Source organism: Fictibacillus enclensis (genome assembly GCF_001457035.1).
Taxonomy (GTDB): domain Bacteria; phylum Bacillota; class Bacilli; order Bacillales; family Fictibacillaceae; genus Fictibacillus_C; species Fictibacillus_C enclensis.
In genome coordinates this window covers 21690-41863 of sequence record NZ_KQ758625.1, presented here as the reverse complement: position 1 = coordinate 41863, position 20174 = coordinate 21690, and the positions used below count along the sequence as shown (strand labels likewise).

Genomic DNA, 20174 nt, shown 5'->3' with positions numbered 1-20174 from the left:
AGAGGCGTCCAACCCGGATCGGCGGGCACGGGCGGCAATCCTCTGCTTTTTATTTTCCTAAAAGGAAAGTAAGGGTATACTAGAAAGTAGTTTTTTGCATCATCTGGGAGGAAATTATGAAAATTAAAGAAGTAATCGTGGTAGAAGGAAAAAGTGATACCACTGTGATACAGAATGCAGTCAATGCGGATACCCTTGAAACAAATGGCTCTGAAATCAGTGAGGAGACGATTGAGCAAATCCGGCTTGCCCAGGAAAAGCGGGGAGTGATCATTTTTACCGATCCCGATTACCCCGGTGAACGCATTCGAAAAATCATCTCAAACAACGTACCAGGCTGCAAGCATGCCTTTCTTCCGAAACAAGAGGCCATCGCAAAGAATAAAAGAGGGCTCGGTGTGGAGCATGCATCCAAGGAATCCATCAGGGAAGCGCTCGATAATGTAAAGGAAGAATATATTGAAGAAGTGGAACGGATCACCTGGAATGATCTTGTTTCGGCCGGCCTGATCGGCGGACCAAAGGCAAAGGCCAGAAGAGAAAAACTGGGAAGGCGATTAAGGATTGGCTATATGAATGGCAAGCAGCTTCACAAGCGATTGATGATGTTTCAGATCACGGAAGAGCAGTTTGCTGATGCCATACTTGAAATACAACAGGAGGAGCGGGAATAATGAAGGATATCTCGAATCCGCAAAGCATGAAAGCCATTTTGAAGAAGCATGGCTTTACATTTAAAAAAAGTCTCGGTCAAAATTTCTTGATCGATCGCAATATATTGAATAACATCGTTGCTCAGGCAAACCTGACGGAACATACCGGAGCGATTGAAATCGGACCTGGAATTGGTTCGCTCACCGAGCATATTGCCCGTCAATCACAAAAGGTCGTAGCATTTGAAATTGACCAGCGGCTGTTGCCTATTTTAAGTGAAACACTCGCACCTTATCCTCACGTTAAAGTCATTCATTCGGATATTCTGGAAGCTGACGTGAATAAAGTGATTCAGGAAGAGTTTTCCGGCATTGAGGATATTATGGTGGTGGCGAACCTTCCTTATTATGTGACTACGCCCATCATCATGAAATTGCTTACCGAAAAGCTGCCCATCAGGGGGATTGTCTGCATGATTCAAAAGGAGGTAGCGGACAGGCTTGCGGCGAAACCGGGGACAAAAGAGTACAACTCCCTGTCCATCGCCGTCCAGTATTATGCGGAAGCTGAGACCGTCCTGAAGGTGCCGAAAACGGTTTTTGTGCCTGCACCGAATGTGGACTCGGCTGTGATCCGTCTGACGCTGCGTAAGGAGCCTCCGGTTCAGGTGCAGGATGAAGATTTCCTCTTTGAAGTCATTCGTTCTTCCTTTGCACAGCGACGGAAAACTCTTTGGAACAATCTCCTCAATAACCTTCCACTAAAAGAGAAGCGTGAAGAGCTCGAAAAGGTGTTCGGACACATTGAGATTGACCCTAAACGAAGGGGCGAGACCCTGACCATTCAGGAGTTTGCCAAGCTCGCAGATGCGTTGGCTCCTCTTTTAAAATGAGACTCATGTTTCGAATCCCGGTTACATATCTTTAATAAGAATATGGTAACTGGGATTTGTACTTTTTCCCAAACAGGGGGAGTTTGATGAAACTTGAGATTGGTGCAGTGGTTGGCAGAACATCTTATAATTGTGATTTGTTGTTCCGCATCGTAGGTTTTAATGAAGATAAAACAGTAGCTGACCTGGCAGGAGAGGAAATGCGTCTCTTGGCCGATGCTCCTGTCGCTGATCTCGTGACCATGTCGCAGCAGCAGCAGCATGAGAGGCGTCAGGAGGGCCAGGCAAAGGAAGAGTCTTCTTACAAGCTGTTCCGGCAGGATTATTATCTGCTCCGGCAAAAAAGGGAGTACCTCTCGACGAACGGTTACGAATATGATCAATCTTATTTTGAACTGCCCGGACGAGTGCTGCATGTGGATGGTGATCCTCTTTACCTCAGCAAATGCCTGGAATTATATAAACGGCTGGGTGTGCCGGTGTACGGAATTCATATCAAAGAGACGGAGATGCCGGAGAAAGTTCCGGCCCTTGTGGATGAGGTCCGTCCTGATATTCTTGTCATTACCGGACATGATGCGTATATGAAAAGCAAAGGCTCCATTGAGGATATGCAGGCCTACCGCCATACTAAGTTCTTTGTTCGGACGGTTAGGGAAATCCGCCGGAAATACCCGCAACTGGACCATCTCATGATATTTGCCGGTGCCTGTCAGTCCCATTTTGAATCGTTGATCAAAGCCGGCAGCAATTTTGCAAGTTCACCCGCACGAATTAATATTCATGCTCTGGACCCGGTCTATATTGTTTCAAAGATCAGTCTTACGTCGTTTATGGATCATGTGAATGTGATGGACGTCCTGAGAAACACCCTTACGGGAAGGGAAGGTCTGGGCGGGGTCGAAACGAAAGGCTTCTTGAGGACTGGCATGCCGATCAAATCACAGACCTATATGCAATAAAAAGGCTTCCAGCCTGCAAAGAGCGGCCTGACTTATGCTGCTCCTCGCTGGAGGCTTTTTTGTGTTTTTTTAAAGTTTTTTGGTGTTCATACATAATTTTTACATTTGTCCACATAATAAAAGTGAAAAAAAGGATAATTTTTCATTGACATTCGAACTTCAAAATTGCTATAATTTTAGTTTTAATTTGACAAAAAGTAGCGATTTATGTTACAATTTGTCTAAGTGAGGTGGAGCCGATATGGGTAAAACAATAGTGGACATTAGACGAATTTTGGAGTCTAACGTGGGTAAAAGACTTTCTCTGAGAGCTAACGGAGGTCGTCGCAAAACGATTGAACGACTTGGTACCTTGGAAGAAACATACCCTGCCGTATTTATTATTAAACTGGATCAGGACACCAACGCTTTTGAACGTGTTTCTTACAGCTACGCTGACGTATTAACGGAAACCGTTGAACTTACTTTCTTAGAAGAATCCCAGGTGGTTAGCGGGCAGTAAGAATTCTTACTGCTTTTTTTTATGCTTTTTTTCAAGCCGCCTATTCATACATAACCATACCCCAATCGTAAAATACTAATCCATATCGCTTATTTTTTATATGAGAGGGGTTTGCATCATGAGCAGAAGACGTGGAATGATGTCTGAGCAATTCAAGATGGAGCTTGCCAAAGACCTTGGGTTTTATAATACGGTCCAGCAGGAAGGCTGGGGCGGCATCAAGGCCAAGGATGCAGGCAATATGGTGAAGCGTGCAATTGAGATCGCACAGCAGAACCTGTCCCGACAGCAATAAATACGCGAGTGCCGGAGCCATGCTCCGGTTTTTTTGTAGACCCTTTGCCGCAGTCTCTTTTCCATATAGAGGCTGCTCCGGATTTGTGATAGTATCAAATTATATATTAATGATATAGGGGAATCTTTATGAATGATAAAAAGATATCCATCAAAGCTCCGGCAAAAATCAATTTGTCTCTTGATGTTCTCGGTAAGCGGGAAGATGGGTACCATGAAGTTAAGATGATTATGACTACAGTGGATCTGGCGGATCGTGTGGAACTGACCCTCCTTGAGGAAAATAAAATTACGATCGAATCCACAGGCGGATTTGTGCCTCTTGACCAGCGGAATTTAGCATATCAGGCAGCAATGCTGCTGAAAGAGACGTTTGGGGTAAAGAAAGGTGTCGGAATACATATTTCCAAAAATATTCCGGTGGCCGCAGGATTGGCAGGGGGAAGCAGTGATGCCGCCGCAACACTGAAGGGCCTGAATGAACTCTGGGATCTGGGACTGACGATTGACGAAGTGGCTGTTCTCGGCGCGAAAATCGGTTCTGATGTTTCTTTTTGCGTGTATGGAGGCACAGCCATTGCAACCGGAAGAGGAGAGCATATTCAGCATATTAAACCGCCGCCGCCTTGCTGGGTGCTCCTGGCCAAGCCGCCAATCGGGGTTTCCACAGCTGAGGTCTACCGCAAGCTCAATGTTCAAAATATCGAGCATCCCGACATTGATGCAATGGTTCAGGCGATCGAAGGCTATGATTACGAGGCCATCTGCAGGGAGCTCGGGAATGTTCTTGAAACGGTCACTCTTCCACTGTATCCGGAAGTAAAGCAAATTAAGGATCAGATGCACCGGCTCGGCGCAGACGGAGTGCTGATGAGCGGCAGCGGCCCTACCGTATTTGGGCTGTTTCAGCATGAATCCCGTGTGAACCGTGTCTATAACGGACTGAGAGGATTTTGTACGGAAGTATATGCTGTACGTCTATTGGGTGAAGGACAGGAAGACTTTAAGGACTCCATTCGGGAAAAATAGTGAAGCAGAACAACCATTTAAATTCCCGCTTAATTTTAAGGATTTCCATTTCTTTGTTGATAAAAACCGTATGAAAATGGTATATTAACTTCAAATATTCGGTTTTTGGAGGAAAAGGATGAAATTAAAAAGAAGCGGAAGAATGGTTGATCTCACCACTTATTTATTGCAGCATCCGCATCAGTTAATTCCACTGTCTTATTTTGTAGAACGGTATCAATCTGCCAAATCATCCATCAGTGAGGATCTGGCCATCATCAAGGAAAACTTTGAATACCAGGGAATCGGCTCAATCATTACCGTTGCCGGTGCGGCAGGCGGTGTTAAATACATTCCGTCGATTTCAAAGGAAGAAGCGTCAGGTATCATCCATGAAATCATTGATATGCTTGAGGATCCGGAACGGCTGTTGCCAGGAGGATATTTATATTTAACAGATATCATCGGTAATCCCAACCTGGTCAATCAAGTGGGGCGCCTGTTTTCCTCTGTCTTTTCCCACCAAAAGATTGATGCAGTCATGACCGTGGCAACAAAGGGAATTCCACTCGCCTATGCAGTGGCTTCGCAGCTTAATGTTCCTGTAGTGATCGTAAGAAGCAACAGCAGGGTTACAGAGGGCTCCACGGTAAGCATCAATTATGTTTCAGGTTCCACAAAGCGCATCCAGACCATGGCGCTGGCGAGAAGAAGCATCCAAAAAGGCGCAAATGTCCTGATCATTGATGATTTTATGAAAGCCGGCGGAACGATTCGTGGCATGATTAGTCTGATCAAAGAGTTTCAGGCTGAAGTTGCGGGAATTGGCGTGCTTGTGGAAGCACAGGATGGGGCAGAACGACTGGTGGACGATTATGTGTCACTCACCAGACTGGCAAGTGTTAATGAAAAAGAACAGCGAATAGAGGTCGAAGAAGGGAACTATTTCAACCAAAAGGAGACGAATAAAAATGAATAAGGTACAGACTGAAAAAGCACCAGCAGCCATTGGTCCATATGTACAGGGAATGGTTGTGAACAATCTTTTCTACAGTTCGGGACAAATTCCATTGACCGCAGAGGGGGAAATCGTTGAGGGAGGTATTGAAGTCCAAACTCACCAGGTATTCAAAAATTTGGCTGCTGTGCTGGACGCAGCAGGCTCTTCCTTTGACCAGGTTGTGAAAACGACCGTCTTTATTAAAAATATGGATGACTTCGGTAAAATCAACGAAATCTACGGAGAATATTTCTCGGACCATAAACCTGCCCGCTCTTGCGTGGAAGTGGCACGCCTGCCAAAGGACGTTCAAATTGAAATCGAAGTCATTGCACTCGTCAGGTCTTAAAAAAGATGATCTAGAAGATAGGAAAATAGCACCTTTTCATTTGAAAAGGTGCTGTTTTTTTATTTCACAAAATTTTTTAAAAATTATCATATTAATAGAAGGATTTTGCAAGGAAATGAAGAAATGTTGTTATACGTTCTTATTTATGGAAAAAGGTGGTGTTTGGAATGGAAGTGACTGATGTACGACTAAGAAGGGTGAACACTGAGGGCCGAATGAAAGCGATTGCTTCAATTACAATCGATCATGAGTTTGTTATTCATGATATACGTGTGATTGATGGAAACAACGGAATGTTTGTTGCTATGCCTAGCAAAAGAACCCCGGATGGGGAATTTAGAGATATTGCTCACCCAATCACGTCGAGTACACGCGAGAAGATTCAAAACGCGGTATTGACGGAGTATCACAGAATGGGTGAAATGGAATCTGCTTTTGAAGAAGCAGGAGCGTCCTGATAATTAATGATTAAAAGAACTCCTTACCAAAATGGGGGTTCTTTTTTTTAGTGTTCTTTACGCCCTTTTTGCCGTCCGCCTTCCAGACTGTGCCAGCGGCCTTCCGCTTAACGAATCGAGCTCCAGCGCCCAAAGCCTTTGCCGTTTCGCACTCCCAACACAACACAAAGAACGTGTTGATGAGTGAGTCCTCCAACGTCTATCGGCTTTAAACGGTCGCTTCCGCTTTTTAACGAATCCAGCTTCAGCGCCTAAAAGCTCTGCCGTTTCGCTTTCTCACAAAATACAGAAGAACGTATTGTGTTCGAAAACTCCGACGTCTGTCGCTTTTGAGCAAGGCGCTTCCGCTTTTTAACAATCCCTTGACAACTTCTGCACATTCCTTGAAATGGCTTTGATTATAAGATATATTCGTAATGGAATATTACCAGAATAATAGTAAATACTAGTGGAGGTCATTTATGAGTAATCGCTATGCAGTAGTGTTAGCTGCAGGTCAAGGAACAAGAATGAAATCCAGTCTATATAAAGTACTACATCCTGTCTGTGGCAAACCGATGGTACAACATGTGGTCGATCAGATCTCTCAGCTGGACATGAAGAAGATCGTAACAGTGGTAGGCCACGGAGCTGAAAAAGTAAAAGACCAGCTAGGAGACGCTTCAGCGTATGTTCTTCAGGAAGAGCAGCTTGGAACGGCACATGCTGTAATGCAAGCGGAAGAAACGTTGTCCAACGAGGAAGGCATTACGCTCGTGGTATGCGGAGACACGCCTCTGATTACTGCACAGACCATGCAAAAACTGATTGATGAACACCAGGCTGCCGGAGCAAAAGTCAGCATTTTGACTGCAAAAGCGGAAGATCCTGCAGGCTACGGCCGGGTGCTTCGCAATGCAAGCGGGACGGTTGAGCGGATCGTAGAGCACAAAGACGCAACAGATGAAGAGAAATTGGTGCAAGAAATCAATACTGGAACCTACTGCTTCGATAACAAGTCCTTATTTGAGGCTCTTTCTTCTGTCAACAATGATAATTCCCAAGGCGAATACTACCTTCCGGATGTCATTGAAATCATTCAGAAGCAGGGTGAAACCGTAGCGGCTTACCAAACACCTTCGTTTGATGAAACGCTTGGTGTTAATGACCGTGTCGCACTTTCGCAAGCAGAGAAAACGATGAAAAAACGAATTAATGAAAACCACATGAGAAATGGTGTCACACTCGTGGACCCGGATCAGACCTATATTTCTGCAGATGCTGTCATTGGCAGGGATACCGTTATTTATCCAGGCACCATGATTACCGGAACCTCGCGAATTGGCGATAACAACATCATTGGCCCAAACAGCGAGATCAAGGACAGCACGATTGGAAATGGCAACACCATCAAGCAATCAGTGGTCCATGACAGTGAAGTGGGGAATAAAGTCAGTATCGGGCCATTTGCCCATGTACGTCCGGCATCTTCCATTGAAGATCAAGTGAAAATCGGGAACTTTGTGGAAGTGAAAAAATCAGTAATGGCTCAAGGCAGCAAGGCATCCCACCTTACCTATGTGGGAGATGCAGAAATTGGCAGAGATGTTAACCTTGGCTGCGGCACAATTATGGTAAACTATGATGGGGTAAACAAACACCTCACCAAAGTGGAAGACGGCGCATTCATTGGCTGCAATTCCAATTTGATTGCTCCTGTGACAGTGGGGAAAAATGCGTATGTAGCCGCTGGATCTACCATTACGGAAGATGTTCCCGCGGAGGCACTTTCAATTGCCAGAAGCCGTCAGACGAACAAAGAAAATTATGTTTCCAAATCCAGAAACAACAATAAAGCGTAATGCTTTCAAAATAATTGAGCAAGCAGTTAAAAACGGAAGGAATAGGTGTTAATGGCTACTAGTTATGTTGATTCTACGTTAAAGGTTTTTACGTTAAATTCCAATATCGAACTCGCCCAGGAAATTGCAAAGCATATCGGTATTGATCTTGGAAAAAGCTCCGTCACTACCTTCAGTGATGGCGAAGTTCAAATTAATATTGAAGAAAGCATCCGTGGCAGTGAGGTTTATATTATTCAATCGACAAGCGACCCGGTGAACGAGCATCTGATGGAACTTCTTATCATGATTGATGCACTCAAGCGTGCTTCAGCGAAAACGATCAATGTGGTTATTCCGTACTACGGATATGCACGACAGGATCGTAAAGCGCGCGCCCGTGAACCCATTACAGCAAAACTAGTAGCAAACCTTCTTGAAACCGCTGGCGCAACAAGATTGATTACGATCGATCTTCATGCTACCCAAATTCAAGGCTTTTTCGATATTCCGGTGGACCAGCTTCTTGGTGTTCCGATTCTTGCCAATTATTTTGAAGATAAAAAACTTGAAGATATTGTTGTCGTTTCACCGGACCACGGTGGTGTGACACGTGCCCGTAAAATGGCAGATCGCCTGAAAGCTCCGATCGCCATTATTGATAAGCGCCGTCCGCGCCCGAATGTGGTAGAGGTCATGAATATTGTTGGTAATATTGAAGGCAAAACAGCCATTTTGATTGATGACATTATTGATACCGCCGGAACGATCACGCTTGCAGCAAATGCACTTGTGGAAAATGGGGCGAAGGAAGTATATGCCTGCTGTACCCACCCGGTGCTCTCTGGTCCGGCCATTGAGCGTATTCAAAACTCACGCATCAAAGAGCTTGTAGTTACCAACACGATCGTATTGCCGGAAGAAAAACGCACAGACAAAGTGACACAGCTTTCTGTGGCGCCATTGCTTGGTGAAGCAATTATTCGTGTGCATGAGCAGCTTTCCGTTTCCAAATTGTTTGATTAAGGCCAGGTAATCTTTAGGTCAAGGTTTTTTGCTTGCTTGTTTTAAACTTGGATAAATAGGGTAATTCTTATAGAGACTTATATTTAGGAAGGGTGAAATAATATGGCAACAGAACTCAAAGCCAATCAACGAAATACCACAAAACGTTCTTATATCACTCAACTAAGGCAAAAAGGAAATGTGCCTGCAGTAGTGTATGGAAGCGGCACAGAACCTCTGTCAGTAGCGGTTATTGAGACCGAATTTATAAAAGTATTAAAAGAACAGGGACTGAACGGGGTAATTGACCTTAATACCGATGGTAAAAAGCAGTCCGTTATGGTTCAGGAGATTCAGCGGGACCATTTGAAAAATGAAGTGACCCACGTTGACTTCATCGTGGTTGACCTTAAGAAGGAAATTGAGTCCGATGTGCCTCTTACGGTTACAGGAGAATCACCGGGAGTAAAAGAAGGCGGCGTTCTTCAGCGTATCCTTCATACGGTAACGGTTAAAGCCAAACCGAATGACTTCCCGGATCACATCGAAGTTAATGCTGAAAATCTTAACATCGGCGATTCCTACCTCGTGAAAGATCTTCCAACTTCATCTTCCTACGAAATTATCGATGACGAGGAAGAAGTGGTTCTTACCGTAACACCTCCGACCGTTGCTGAAACCGAAGATGAGAACGCAGAAGATGCGGAAGAAGCTGAAGCGGATGCAGGCGGAGATGCAGAAGGCAAAGCCGTGGACGAAGAGGATAAAGATAACAGCGGCGAAACAAAGGAATAAGATAGCCTCAAATCTACTCGAACGGTGCAGCTTACAGGCTGCACCGTTTGTTTATGATAACAGGCGTCTTAATTAATGAGTGACAGAGTTTCGTGTATAATAAAAGTAGCAAAAAGGGCTTTTGTTTCAGAAAGTGAGGATTTCATGGTGAAATGGTTTGTAGGTCTCGGCAACCCAGGCCGAGAATATGAAAAAACCCGCCACAATGTCGGGTTTTGGGTAATTGACGAACTGTCCCGGCGTTTCAATATTCCCTTAAACCAATCTAAGTTTAGAGGGATATATGGATCGGGCGTTATAAACGGAGAAAAGGTTTATTTGTTGAAGCCTTTAACATATATGAATTTATCGGGTGAATGCGTTCGTCCCTTTATGGATTATTTTAAACTGTCGGTCGAGGATATGGTTGTGATTTACGACGATTTGGATACTCTGGCAGGGAAACTCAGGCTAAGGGAAAAAGGAAGCGCCGGAGGGCATAACGGAATGAAATCCATCATTGCCCATATCGGCACGCAGGAGTACAACAGGGTCAGGTTCGGTATTGGCCGTCCGAAAAATGCCCAGCCTGTTCCCGACTATGTACTGAGCCCTTTTTCAAAGGAAGATGTTCCTTTTGTCGAGAAGACAGTGGAACGCTCTGCTGATGCCTGCGAAGCCTTTCTTTCCATGCCATTTATACGTGTCATGAATAAGTACAACGGCTGAATAGAATCCCCCTGTTCCGTTCATAATGGTAGTAACATATCTTATGCTAGTGAACCGGATAAGGGGGCTGAAAAAACGTGGCCATTCATTACCAGTGCCGCCATTGCGGAAAACACGTCGGGCGTTTGGATCAGAACAGTCTGACGGCTGAGCAGCTTGGCTTTCATGAGCTGTCCGCAGAAGACAGGCAGACGATGATCGAGTATGACAAGCAAGGTGAAATTCACGTCAAAACCATTTGCGAGGATTGTCATGAAGCGCTCGAAAGAAACCCGGATTATTACGCGCTCCATTCTTTTATTCAATAAGAAAGACGCTTTGGCAGCAAGCCAAGGCCTTTTTCTATTTTCAGGACGGTTGAGCATACTTGGCGTGTAAAAGGGGAAAAAAGCAAGAAATACGAAGAAGAAGCATATACAACATAGTACTGAGGAATACGGAGAATAGTATTTCGTCAGGGGGGAGGTTTACATGTTAGGATTGAAGCAGCATTATCGCCAGGGCGATGATTTTCAGGCGGTATTGACCGGCCTGAAGGAGAATTTGAAAGAGCAGCTTGTGGCGGGACTGTCCGGATCGGCAAGAACACTGCTGATTGCCTCTTTGTATGAAGAGACAGGCAAAACCCAATTTGTGATTACTCATAATTTGTACCAGGCTCAAAAGCTATATGAAGACCTTTGCAGCCTTCTTCCGGAAGAAGATGTTCTTCTATATCCCGTCAATGACCTTATTTCTTCGGAAATAGCCATTGCGAGCCCGGAATTAAAGGCACAGCGCCTGGAAGTATTGAACTTTTTAACCTCTCGTGACAAAGGTGTGGTTGTTGCGCCGATCGCGGGAGTACGGCGTTTTTTACCGCCAAAAGAGGTTTGGAAAACGTCCCAACTGCATTTTGAAACCGGAATGGATATAGACGTTGAACACGTTTTAAATACATTGGTAGCCATCGGCTATGAACGGGTGAGCATGGTATCGGCCCCCGGTGAATTCAGCATGCGGGGCGGCATTCTTGATATATATTCATTAACCGAACGGATGCCCATCCGGATTGAGCTCTTTGATACGGAGATTGATTCCATACGCTATTTCGAAGCAGATACACAGCGGTCGGATGAAAAAACAGAAAAAATCACCATCGGGCCAGCACAGGAAATCCTGCTTTATGATGAACAATTTGATGGGGTCGTTAACAAGATGGAAGCGGGCCTCGCATCCACGCTGAAAAAGGTAAAAGACAAGCACGTGAAAGAATCCCTTGTCGAGCACATGAACTACGAAATGGGGCAATTCAAGGAAAGGCAGCGGTTTCAGGGGATGTATAAATATATTTCCCTGTTTTATGATGAGCCTGCCTGTCTATTGGATTATGTACCGGATGACAGCATTATTGTCATGGATGAAGTGAGCCGTGTGGAGGAAATGTCCAACCAGCTTGAAAAAGAAGAAGCCGAATGGCATACTTCCATGCTGATGCAAGGTGAGATTCTTACAGATATCCGCCTGTCTCAAGACCGCGACATTCTTCAGCATACGCCTTATCAAAAAATCTACCTTTCTCTTTTCCTGCGCCATGTTCCACATACGAATCCGCAAAACATCTTGAATGTTGAAAGTAAAAGCATGCAAAATTTCCATGGACAGCTTAATGTACTGAAGGGTGAGCTGGAACGATGGAAAAAAACGAACTATACGATTGTCTTTCTTGCGGCGAGTGAAGAACGGGCAAAGCGTCTGGAACGGGTGCTTGCGGATTACGATATGGATGCAAGTCTGATTTCAAGCGACAAAGCATTGAAGCCAAAAGTGAACCAAATTCTGATTGGAGACCTCTCCAGCGGCTTCGAATCACCAAAGCAAAAGCTAGCGGTGATTACGGAAGAGGAAGTTTTCACAAAGAAAGCCAGGCGTCCCGTCCGCTCTCAGAAAATGTCCAATGCCGAGCGGATCAAGAGCTATTCCGAGCTTAAGGTCGGAGATTATGTTGTCCACGTGAACCACGGGATCGGAAAATATCTGGGGATTGAAACCCTGGAGATCAAAGGTGTTCACAAAGATTACCTGCATATCCGGTACGCGGGCAACGATAAACTTTACGTGCCGGTTGAGCAAATCGACCAGGTACAGAAATTTGTCGGGTCCGAAGCGAAGGAACCGAAAATTTACGCACTGGGCGGCAGCGATTGGAAGAAGGTTAAGAACAAAGTTAAGTCCTCGGTGCAGGATATTGCCGATGACTTGATCAAGCTGTATGCGGAACGGGAAGCAAGTGTCGGCTATGCCTTCGGAAAAGACGGGGCCGAACAGCAGGAATTTGAGTCCTCATTCCCGTACCAGGAAACAGACGACCAGATCCGGGCCATCAACGAAATCAAAACGGATATGGAACGGACCCGGCCGATGGACCGCCTACTGTGCGGAGACGTGGGCTATGGAAAAACTGAGGTTGCAATCCGTGCTGCATTTAAAGCGGTTATGGACGGCAAACAGGTAGCCTTTTTGGTACCGACGACCATCCTGGCGCAGCAGCACTATGAAACCTTCCGCGAGCGGTTTGCCGAATTCCCAATAACGATCGGATCACTCAGCCGGTTCCGCTCAAAAAAAGAACAAACGGAAGTGACAAAAGGATTGAAGAACGGGACGGTCGATATTGTCATCGGTACACATCGCCTTCTTTCCAAGGATGTCCAATACCATGACCTTGGTCTTCTTATCATTGATGAAGAGCAACGGTTTGGTGTGACCCACAAGGAAAAAATTAAACGGCTAAAAGCCAATGTTGACGTATTAACGTTAACGGCGACGCCAATCCCGAGAACCCTCCACATGTCGATGCTGGGTGTCAGAGATCTGTCGGTTATTGAAACTCCGCCGGAAAACCGTTTCCCGGTTCAGACGTATGTGGTGGAATATAATGCGTCGCTGGTCAGAGAGGCGATTGAACGCGAGCTTGGGCGCGGAGGACAGGTTTACTTTTTATATAATCGTGTCGATTCCATTGACCGGATGGCCGAGCAGATTTCGTCTCTCATACCGGATGTTAAAGTCGGTGTCGCCCATGGCCAAATGTCGGAAAACGAACTGGAATCCGTTATGCTTGATTTCCTTGAAGGCAACACAGATGTTCTGGTGTCAACGACCATCATTGAAACCGGTGTGGACATTCCAAACGTGAACACATTGATTGTTTATGATGCGGATAAAATGGGACTTTCCCAGCTGTACCAGTTAAGAGGACGTGTCGGCCGTTCAAACCGTGTCGCTTACTCCTACTTCACCTACCAGCGGGATAAAGTGCTGACGGAAGTAGCAGAAAAAAGACTTCAGGCCATAAAGGAATTTACTGAACTCGGTTCCGGATTCAAAATCGCCATGAGGGATTTAACCATCCGCGGAGCAGGTAACCTGCTTGGAGCACAGCAGCACGGGTTCATTGATTCTGTTGGTTTCGATCTTTATTCCCAAATGCTGCAGGAAGCCATTGAAGAACGAAAAGGTGGAACACCGAAGGCAGCGGCGCCCGTTATCGATATTAACGTGGAAGTGGATGCTTATATTCCGGCTTCCTATATTGAAGACAGCAAGCAAAAGATTGATATGTATAAGCAATTTAAAGCAGCAAGCTCCCTGCAGGATGTGGATGAGCTGCATGACAGCCTGATCGACCGTTTTGGCGATTATCCGGTGGAAGTGGAATGCCTGCTTTTCATTGCACGCATTAAAGAGCTCGCCAAGCGGGAGAAAGCAGAAAGCATTGAACAAAAAGGCGATACAGTTACGATACTCCTGTCAGAGGAAGCAACAGAAAAAGTAGATGGAGCCAAGCTGTTTGAAATCGTCAATAAAATCGGCCGCTTCATTAACCTGGGTGTGGAAAAAGAAAAGCTCAAAATCGTATTTAATAAAAAACGTATTTCCGATAAAGAACTGCTCCAAGCCATGGAGAAAGTATTGAAAAAGTTAAAAAGCGCAAAAAAAGATAAAGCGAAGGCAAGGTCATAAACGAGATAACCCCCGGCTAAAAAACAAAAGTGCATTTCATGAATAGAACTCGCAAGGAAACAAATAATAACAGCAGAGAATGGAACAATCTTCAAAAGAAGGTTTCATTTATGCAATACATCCAGTGATTACATCTCATGAAAGCGAGGGCACTATTCAATGAAAGCAACAGGCATTGTACGCCGTATTGATGACCTTGGCCGGGTTGTTATTCCAAAAGAGATTCGCCGCACGCTTCGTATCAGAGAAGGCGATCCTCTTGAGATTTTTGTGGACCGGGACGGGGAAGTCATACTGAAAAAGTATTCGCCGATTAATGAGCTTGGCGATTTTGCGAAAGAATATGCAGAATCTCTGGCTGACAGCTCCGGACATATCGTTCTTATCGCCGATCGCGACTCTTATATTGCTGTGGCAGGAGGATCCAAGAAAGATTACTTGAACAAAGGAATCGGAAAAGTCGTAGAGACTTCCATGAACGACCGCAAGTCGGTGCTTGAGGCCAACAGCACGACCGTGGAAATGGTTGATGGAAATACAGAGTCTTCATCTTATGTTATTGCTCCCATCGTAGCCAGCGGCGACCCTATTGGTGTCGTCACCCTTCTCTCCAAAGAAGGCAAAAAAATGACAGAGCTAGAGCAAAAGCTTGCAGAAACAGCAGCCGGCTTTCTTGCCAGGCAAATGGAACATTAAAAAAGAAGGGTGCCTCGGCTCCTTCTTTTTTTCGTCCTTGTTGGACTCGATCATTTCGGCCTCCTGCAGAAAACAAAAAGTGTGTTGTGCAGAAGTCCTCCAATGCCTGTCGTCTCTGAACAGCGGCCTCAGCCTTTCCTGATCCAGCTTCAGTGACCAGAGATTCGATTGCTTCGCTCTCCCGATTCAACACAAAAAGCGTGTTGTGACGGGAGAACTCCAGCGCTTTTCATCTCTAAACGGCCACTTCAGCCTTTCCATGCTATAATACGTTGTACGTTATGTTGTTTTTTGTTAGGAGAAGGTATGGACGATCAATCGAAACGGATATTGCAGGGTGCGGTTGTGCTGGCGCTTGCCATGGTTATTGTAAAAATATTGAGTGTGGTTTATCGCATTCCTTATCAGAATATAACGGGGGATACCGGGTTTTATGTGTTTCAGCAGGTGTACCCTTTTTACGGAATAGCTTCAATCTTTGCATTGGCCGGTTTCCCGGTCGCGCTTTCCCGTATATTGTCTGAATCGGGAGAGATGGCCACCCATCGAAAAAAGAGGGTTCAGGAGGCGTTTACTGCGTTTTTCGCTGCAGGTATCCTTTTGTTTGTTTTGCTTTTCTTCGGTTCGGCTCACATTGCCAGCTGGATGGGTGATGCCCGTTTGCAGCTGCCGATTCAAGCTACATCCTTTATTTACTTGCTTGTGCCTTTTGTCGCCGTGTTCAGAGGAATTTTTCAGGGAGTGGAACAGATGAAGCCGACTGCCTACTCCCAGGTGGTTGAGCAGTCGATCCGTGTTTTGTGCATTATTGGGTTTTCCTATTACTTCATGTCACAGGGATACAGTGTTTATACAGCAGGTGCGGCTGCGACCTCAGGCTCGGTTGTGGGGGCACTGGCGGGACTGCTCGTCTTATTCCTCTTTTTCAGTAGAGAGCAAAAGGAACGAAGATGGATGCGCCCTCGCTTCATCACGCCAGGAAAAGGCAGTGTTCAACTGCTGTCTGCAGGATTGCTGCTGTCCCTTTGCTCCATGATTCTGCTGCTGTTTCAGCTCGCAGATGCGTTTACCTTTGTCAATTTTCTCAGTAAAAGCGGTATCGCTTTAGAGAGTGCCCGGAAAATCAAAGGGATATTTGACAGAGCACAGCCGCTTCTTCAGCTTGGAACGGTGATCGCAACGTCGCTTTCCCTCGCCGCTGTTCCGGCGGTGGCAGCAGCAAAAAGGCGTGGAGATGCTACGAGTGTACGCAAAATCTGCGGCCTGTCGATCAAGGTTGTTTTTATTATTGGACTGGCTGCTGCTGCCGGCCTTGCCGTGATTATTGAGCCGGTCAATATGATGCTGTTTGAAAATAAAGAAGGATCTCTGGAAATCGCCGTGCTCGGCCTGTCGATTTTGCCGGTTTCCCTGTTCTTGACCTCAACCGGTTTGCTCCAGGGGCTTGGATCGACCATATACCCTGTCATCAGTGTCTTGTTGGCGTTTCTACTTAAAATTGCGGGAAACGCGGTTCTAATGTCATCTCTTCACGAGCTAGGAGCAAGTGCAGCTACCGTTCTTGCTTCCTTTTTAGCAGCAGGCATAAATCTTGTTTTTCTTGAAAAAAGGACCGGGTTTGCCGCAGCGGAAAAGTTTTACGGCATGCGCATCGGAAGTGCAGTCGCCCTTATGGCATTGTCCGCCTGGCTTATCAAATCAGGACTAGCTGCAGCGCTGCCCGAGACCCGTACAGCGAGCGCCGTGATTTCCCTGGGTGCCAGTGCAGGCGGGGGAATCGTGCTGTTGGCCGCATTGCTGCTGGCCAAGGTGTTTAGAGCCGATGACCTTATGCGTATTCCAAAATTACAAAAAATCCGGCATATATTGAGCCGCTGGAAAGAAAGAAGGAGTTAAACGTGTCTCGTACGATTACGATCGTTGGTTTAGGAGCAGGGGATCTTGATCAGCTCACCATGGGAGTGTACCGTCTGCTGCAGAAGACGGATCATTTGTATGTCCGCACAAAAGATCATCCGGCAGTAGAGGAGCTTCAAAAAGAAGAAATTCACATGACGTTTTTTGATGATATCTATGAAAAGCATGATGGTTTTGAAGCGGTTTACCGGGAGATTACCTCTGTCCTTTTTGAAAAAGCACTGGAAGACGACATCGTCTATGCAGTGCCGGGGCACCCGCTTGTTGCCGAGCAGACCGTTCAAATCCTGCTAAAAGAAGCAGAGGGCAAGGAAATCCAGGTGAAAGTCGCCGGAGGAAAAAGCTTTCTGGATGAAATGTACACGGCTCTGAAAATCGATCCAATCGAAGGGTGCCAAATACTCGATGGAACTAGTTTGAAGAAAGAACAGATCCAGGTTCGCAACCACCTTATTATTGTTCAGGTGTATGACGGGTTTATTGCGTCCGATGTAAAACTTACGCTGATGGATAAGTACCCAGACGATTTTGAAGTTGCGGTCGTAACGGCTGCGGGAAGTACCAGCGAGTCCGTTCACTATGTTCCGCTGCACGAATTGGACCGTTCGGTGGAACTCAATAATCTGACAGCGGTTTATGTTCCGCCTGTTCGGGATAACATCATGCTGCTCAAGGATTTTGAACATTTGCGGGGCGTTATTGCCACATTGCGCGGGCCCGACGGCTGCCCATGGGATAAAAAGCAGACACATGAATCCCTTAAACGCTATTTAATAGAAGAAGCGTACGAAGTCATTGAAGCCATCGACGAAGAAGACGATGAGCATCTGGTGGAAGAGTTGGGAGATGTGCTGCTTCAGGTGCTGCTGCACGCCCAAATCGGAGAAGATGAGGGTTATTTTTCCATTGATGATGTGATTTCCGTCCTGGCTGAGAAAATGATCCGGCGTCATCCCCATGTTTTTGGAGATGTTGAAGCAGAGACAGCGGATCAAGTGCTGAAAAATTGGGAGGAAATCAAGTCGGCCGAAAAAGGCAACGCCCACCGGACCTCTCTTTTGGATGGCGTGGCCAAAGGACTACCTGCCCTTCATAAAGCCTATGATTATCAAAAAAAGGCAGCAAAAGCGGGCTTTGACTGGGATGAGATTACACCTGTCATAGACAAGCTGAGGGAAGAATTTGACGAATGGAAAACTGCCCAGTCTGATGAGGAACGCAAAAAAGAATTTGGGGACATGCTGTTTACCATGGTCAATCTTGGCCGTTTTTATGGCATTGATCCAGAAGAGGCCCTGTCCCTAACAAATCAAAAATTCTACCAGCGGTTCCGGTACATTGAAACGGAGCTTGCTAAGGAAGGGCTAACCCCTCAGGACACAACGCTGGAAAAGATGGATAAACTCTGGGATCAAGCAAAAGAAAATTTATAAAACCCGGAAGGAATCCCTTTTTTCTTAGAGAATATTGTTCAGAGCAAGCGGAACCCTTAAGTTTTCTGGACTTTATCCGAATCTTTTGAAAGAATGCTAAGGAGGCTATTAAAATGAACAGAAATGAACTGGTTACCAATATTGCTGAAAAATCAGGTTTAACAAAGAAAGACGTTGAAGTGGTTGTAAGTGGACTTGTTGATGAGATTACAGAAGCGCTTAAGAGCGGAGATAAAGTACAATTTGTTGGATTCGGAACGTTCGAAACGAGAGAGCGTTCAAGCCGTACAGGACGCAATCCTCAGACCGGGGAAGAGATCAGCATCCCTGCGTCAACGGTTCCTGCTTTCCGTCCGGGAAATAAACTGAAGGAAGCTGTAAAGTAAATGCGTCTGGATAAATTTCTTAAAGTCTCCCGACTGATTAAACGCAGGACGGTGGCAAAAGAAATTTCTGATCAAGGGCGAATTGCCGTTAACGGCAAACAGGCAAAGTCCTCTTCGGTTCTGAAAGCCGGGGATGAACTCAAGATCCGCTTTGGCCAGAAGCTTGTCACGGTCCGTGTGGATGAGCTGAAAGAGTTCACGAAAAAAGAGGACGCTGCCGGGATGTATACCATCATCAATGAAGAATCACTTCAATCAACGGAAGAAGGGCCTAAATTTTAGGCTCTTCTTTTTATTGGGCAGGTTTTTGATTCATAAAATGTGGTCTGTTCTAAAGTTGTCCCCCTTTTCATAAACATATAGCGAAAGAGGGGGATTAAAATGGACCAACACTATGATTATGGCTCATTAAATAAAAACACGAACCCGGATCACGATGTGAAGATGGTAGGACGGAAAAAGCTGGAGATCACCGGTGTGAAACAGGTGGAGAGCTTTGATAACGAAGAATTTCTTCTCGAGACAACGATGGGGTTTCTGGCTATTCGGGGTACAAACTTGAAAATGAAAAACCTGGATGTGGAGTCCGGCATGGTGTCCATTGAAGGAAAAGTGTTCGATCTGGTTTACCTGGACCAGCAGAGCGGAGAAAAAACTAAAGGATTCTTTGGCAAGCTCTTCAAATGACTCTTTCTGTACAGTTTCAAACCATGCTGGCCATGGCAGCCGCGGGAATTTGGATCGGAATGGCCATTGATACCTATGGCCGCTTCGTCCATGAACGCAGGAAATGGTACTGGCTGCATTTCATCAATGACACCATCTTTTGGCTGCTGCAGGCCCTGATCGTTTTTTATGTGCTGCTTCATGTAAACCATGCCAATCTCCGTTTGTATATTTTTATTGCCCTTCTGTGCGGTTTTAGTATGTACAAGGCCCTTTTTCAGACAAGCTACAAAAAGTCACTGGAAGTCCTGATCACGTTAATAAGCAATTTGTATCGTTTTATTGTGCGGCTGCTCTTTGCTCTTATCGTCCATCCCGTAAAATGGGTCATCTCGATCATTTTTGCGCTGGTTCTATTGGCTGTACGGTGGGTCTGGGCCCTCGTCCGGCTTGTTCTTAAAATCATTTTTTTACCGGTAAAATGGTTATTCAGCCTGATTTTACGTTTCATTCCCAAGCAAACATGGTATAATTTAAAAGGTAAATGGCTAAAAAAAGCAGGGATTCTTATTTCTCTGAAGAATACAGTCAAAAATTGGTTCCGCAAGAAGGAGAAATAGGAGG

Annotated in this window: 22 protein-coding genes; all 22 read left to right on the top strand. The window is 45.6% G+C overall.

Annotated elements, in window-relative coordinates:
* Positions 1–116 precede the first annotated feature (116 nt).
* A complete protein-coding gene (gene rnmV, locus AS030_RS22595) occupies positions 117–674 on the top strand; it encodes a ribonuclease M5 (protein WP_061975977.1) in 558 nt (185 codons plus the stop codon).
* A complete protein-coding gene (gene rsmA, locus AS030_RS22590; protein ID WP_061975975.1) occupies positions 671–1546 on the top strand; it encodes a 16S rRNA (adenine(1518)-N(6)/adenine(1519)-N(6))-dimethyltransferase RsmA in 876 nt (291 codons plus the stop codon). Before rnmV ends, rsmA begins: the two co-directional genes overlap by 4 nt.
* An 86-nt stretch (positions 1547–1632) precedes the next feature.
* Positions 1633–2508 carry a sporulation peptidase YabG gene (gene yabG, locus AS030_RS22585; protein ID WP_061975973.1) on the top strand — a complete coding sequence of 292 codons (876 nt, stop codon included), beginning with the start codon at positions 1633–1635 and terminating at the stop codon, positions 2506–2508.
* Positions 2509–2749: 241 nt separating this feature from the next.
* The gene (veg, locus tag AS030_RS22580; protein WP_061975971.1) at positions 2750–3010 is read left to right on the top strand and encodes a biofilm formation stimulator Veg; all 261 of its coding nucleotides are present in this window, start codon (positions 2750–2752) and stop codon (positions 3008–3010) included.
* A gap of 118 nt (positions 3011–3128) precedes the next feature.
* Positions 3129–3305: a small, acid-soluble spore protein, alpha/beta type gene (locus AS030_RS22575; protein ID WP_061975969.1), complete on the top strand. Its 177-nt coding sequence runs from the start codon at positions 3129–3131 to the stop codon at positions 3303–3305.
* A gap of 128 nt (positions 3306–3433) precedes the next feature.
* Complete coding sequence (ispE, locus tag AS030_RS22570; RefSeq protein ID WP_061975967.1) at positions 3434–4333, top strand: 4-(cytidine 5'-diphospho)-2-C-methyl-D-erythritol kinase; 900 nt, start codon at positions 3434–3436, stop codon at positions 4331–4333.
* Between the two features lie 118 nt (positions 4334–4451).
* Positions 4452–5291 carry a pur operon repressor gene (gene purR / locus AS030_RS22565; RefSeq protein ID WP_061975965.1) on the top strand — a complete coding sequence of 280 codons (840 nt, stop codon included), beginning with the start codon at positions 4452–4454 and terminating at the stop codon, positions 5289–5291.
* Complete coding sequence (locus AS030_RS22560; RefSeq protein ID WP_061975964.1) at positions 5284–5661, top strand: RidA family protein; 378 nt, start codon at positions 5284–5286, stop codon at positions 5659–5661. Before purR ends, AS030_RS22560 begins: the two co-directional genes overlap by 8 nt.
* A 167-nt stretch (positions 5662–5828) precedes the next feature.
* Positions 5829–6119, top strand: coding sequence for a septation regulator SpoVG (spoVG, locus tag AS030_RS22555; protein ID WP_053356264.1), 291 nt, complete (start codon positions 5829–5831; stop codon positions 6117–6119).
* A gap of 461 nt (positions 6120–6580) precedes the next feature.
* Positions 6581–7960, top strand: coding sequence for a bifunctional UDP-N-acetylglucosamine diphosphorylase/glucosamine-1-phosphate N-acetyltransferase GlmU (gene glmU / locus AS030_RS22550; RefSeq protein WP_061975962.1), 1380 nt, complete (start codon positions 6581–6583; stop codon positions 7958–7960).
* Between the two features lie 51 nt (positions 7961–8011).
* Positions 8012–8965 (top strand): ribose-phosphate diphosphokinase, encoded by a 954-nt coding sequence (locus tag AS030_RS22545; protein ID WP_061975960.1) that lies wholly within the window; start codon positions 8012–8014, stop codon positions 8963–8965.
* A 102-nt stretch (positions 8966–9067) separates the two neighbouring features.
* Positions 9068–9739, top strand: coding sequence for a 50S ribosomal protein L25/general stress protein Ctc (locus AS030_RS22540; RefSeq protein ID WP_061975958.1), 672 nt, complete (start codon positions 9068–9070; stop codon positions 9737–9739).
* Between the two features lie 147 nt (positions 9740–9886).
* Complete coding sequence (gene pth, locus AS030_RS22535) at positions 9887–10447, top strand: aminoacyl-tRNA hydrolase (RefSeq protein WP_280513448.1); 561 nt, start codon at positions 9887–9889, stop codon at positions 10445–10447.
* 77 nt (positions 10448–10524) lie between these two features.
* Positions 10525–10755 (top strand): anti-sigma-F factor Fin, encoded by a 231-nt coding sequence (locus AS030_RS22530; protein WP_061975955.1) that lies wholly within the window; start codon positions 10525–10527, stop codon positions 10753–10755.
* Positions 10756–10918: 163 nt separating this feature from the next.
* Positions 10919–14452 (top strand): transcription-repair coupling factor, encoded by a 3534-nt coding sequence (mfd, locus tag AS030_RS22525; protein WP_061975953.1) that lies wholly within the window; start codon positions 10919–10921, stop codon positions 14450–14452.
* 159 nt (positions 14453–14611) lie between these two features.
* On the top strand, positions 14612–15148 hold the full coding sequence (gene spoVT / locus AS030_RS22520; protein WP_061975951.1) for a stage V sporulation protein T: 537 nt from the start codon (positions 14612–14614) through the stop codon (positions 15146–15148).
* 306 nt (positions 15149–15454) lie between these two features.
* The gene (locus tag AS030_RS22515; protein ID WP_061975949.1) at positions 15455–17044 is read left to right on the top strand and encodes a putative polysaccharide biosynthesis protein; all 1590 of its coding nucleotides are present in this window, start codon (positions 15455–15457) and stop codon (positions 17042–17044) included.
* A 2-nt stretch (positions 17045–17046) separates the two neighbouring features.
* Positions 17047–18498 (top strand): bifunctional methyltransferase/pyrophosphohydrolase YabN, encoded by a 1452-nt coding sequence (yabN, locus tag AS030_RS22510; RefSeq protein ID WP_061975947.1) that lies wholly within the window; start codon positions 17047–17049, stop codon positions 18496–18498.
* Between the two features lie 113 nt (positions 18499–18611).
* Positions 18612–18884: an HU family DNA-binding protein gene (locus AS030_RS22505; RefSeq protein ID WP_061975945.1), complete on the top strand. Its 273-nt coding sequence runs from the start codon at positions 18612–18614 to the stop codon at positions 18882–18884.
* Positions 18885–19166, top strand: a complete 282-nt coding sequence (locus AS030_RS22500; RefSeq protein ID WP_061975943.1) for an RNA-binding S4 domain-containing protein — start codon at positions 18885–18887, stop codon at positions 19164–19166.
* A 99-nt stretch (positions 19167–19265) separates the two neighbouring features.
* The gene (gene yabP / locus AS030_RS22495; RefSeq protein WP_061975941.1) at positions 19266–19571 is read left to right on the top strand and encodes a sporulation protein YabP; all 306 of its coding nucleotides are present in this window, start codon (positions 19266–19268) and stop codon (positions 19569–19571) included.
* Positions 19568–20170, top strand: coding sequence for a spore cortex biosynthesis protein YabQ (gene yabQ / locus AS030_RS22490; RefSeq protein ID WP_061975939.1), 603 nt, complete (start codon positions 19568–19570; stop codon positions 20168–20170). Before yabP ends, yabQ begins: the two co-directional genes overlap by 4 nt.
* Positions 20171–20174 lie beyond the last annotated feature (4 nt).

What these genes read in the sequence shown, in the direction of transcription:
- veg (WP_061975971.1), top strand. Translation starts at nt 2,750, where the DNA reads ATGGGTAAAACAATAGTGGACATTAGACGAATTTTGGAGTCTAACGTG.
- AS030_RS22545 (WP_061975960.1), top strand. Translation starts at nt 8,012, where the DNA reads ATGGCTACTAGTTATGTTGATTCTACGTTAAAGGTTTTTACGTTAAAT.
- AS030_RS22540 (WP_061975958.1), top strand. Translation starts at nt 9,068, where the DNA reads ATGGCAACAGAACTCAAAGCCAATCAACGAAATACCACAAAACGTTCT.
- AS030_RS22560 (WP_061975964.1), top strand. Translation starts at nt 5,284, where the DNA reads ATGAATAAGGTACAGACTGAAAAAGCACCAGCAGCCATTGGTCCATAT.
- glmU (WP_061975962.1), top strand. Translation starts at nt 6,581, where the DNA reads ATGAGTAATCGCTATGCAGTAGTGTTAGCTGCAGGTCAAGGAACAAGA.
- mfd (WP_061975953.1), top strand. Translation starts at nt 10,919, where the DNA reads ATGTTAGGATTGAAGCAGCATTATCGCCAGGGCGATGATTTTCAGGCG.
- yabG (WP_061975973.1), top strand. Translation starts at nt 1,633, where the DNA reads ATGAAACTTGAGATTGGTGCAGTGGTTGGCAGAACATCTTATAATTGT.
- yabQ (WP_061975939.1), top strand. Translation starts at nt 19,568, where the DNA reads ATGACTCTTTCTGTACAGTTTCAAACCATGCTGGCCATGGCAGCCGCG.
- spoVT (WP_061975951.1), top strand. Translation starts at nt 14,612, where the DNA reads ATGAAAGCAACAGGCATTGTACGCCGTATTGATGACCTTGGCCGGGTT.
- purR (WP_061975965.1), top strand. Translation starts at nt 4,452, where the DNA reads ATGAAATTAAAAAGAAGCGGAAGAATGGTTGATCTCACCACTTATTTA.
- yabP (WP_061975941.1), top strand. Translation starts at nt 19,266, where the DNA reads ATGGACCAACACTATGATTATGGCTCATTAAATAAAAACACGAACCCG.
- ispE (WP_061975967.1), top strand. Translation starts at nt 3,434, where the DNA reads ATGAATGATAAAAAGATATCCATCAAAGCTCCGGCAAAAATCAATTTG.
- AS030_RS22515 (WP_061975949.1), top strand. Translation starts at nt 15,455, where the DNA reads ATGGACGATCAATCGAAACGGATATTGCAGGGTGCGGTTGTGCTGGCG.
- AS030_RS22505 (WP_061975945.1), top strand. Translation starts at nt 18,612, where the DNA reads ATGAACAGAAATGAACTGGTTACCAATATTGCTGAAAAATCAGGTTTA.
- AS030_RS22575 (WP_061975969.1), top strand. Translation starts at nt 3,129, where the DNA reads ATGAGCAGAAGACGTGGAATGATGTCTGAGCAATTCAAGATGGAGCTT.
- spoVG (WP_053356264.1), top strand. Translation starts at nt 5,829, where the DNA reads ATGGAAGTGACTGATGTACGACTAAGAAGGGTGAACACTGAGGGCCGA.
- AS030_RS22500 (WP_061975943.1), top strand. Translation starts at nt 18,885, where the DNA reads ATGCGTCTGGATAAATTTCTTAAAGTCTCCCGACTGATTAAACGCAGG.
- rnmV (WP_061975977.1), top strand. Translation starts at nt 117, where the DNA reads ATGAAAATTAAAGAAGTAATCGTGGTAGAAGGAAAAAGTGATACCACT.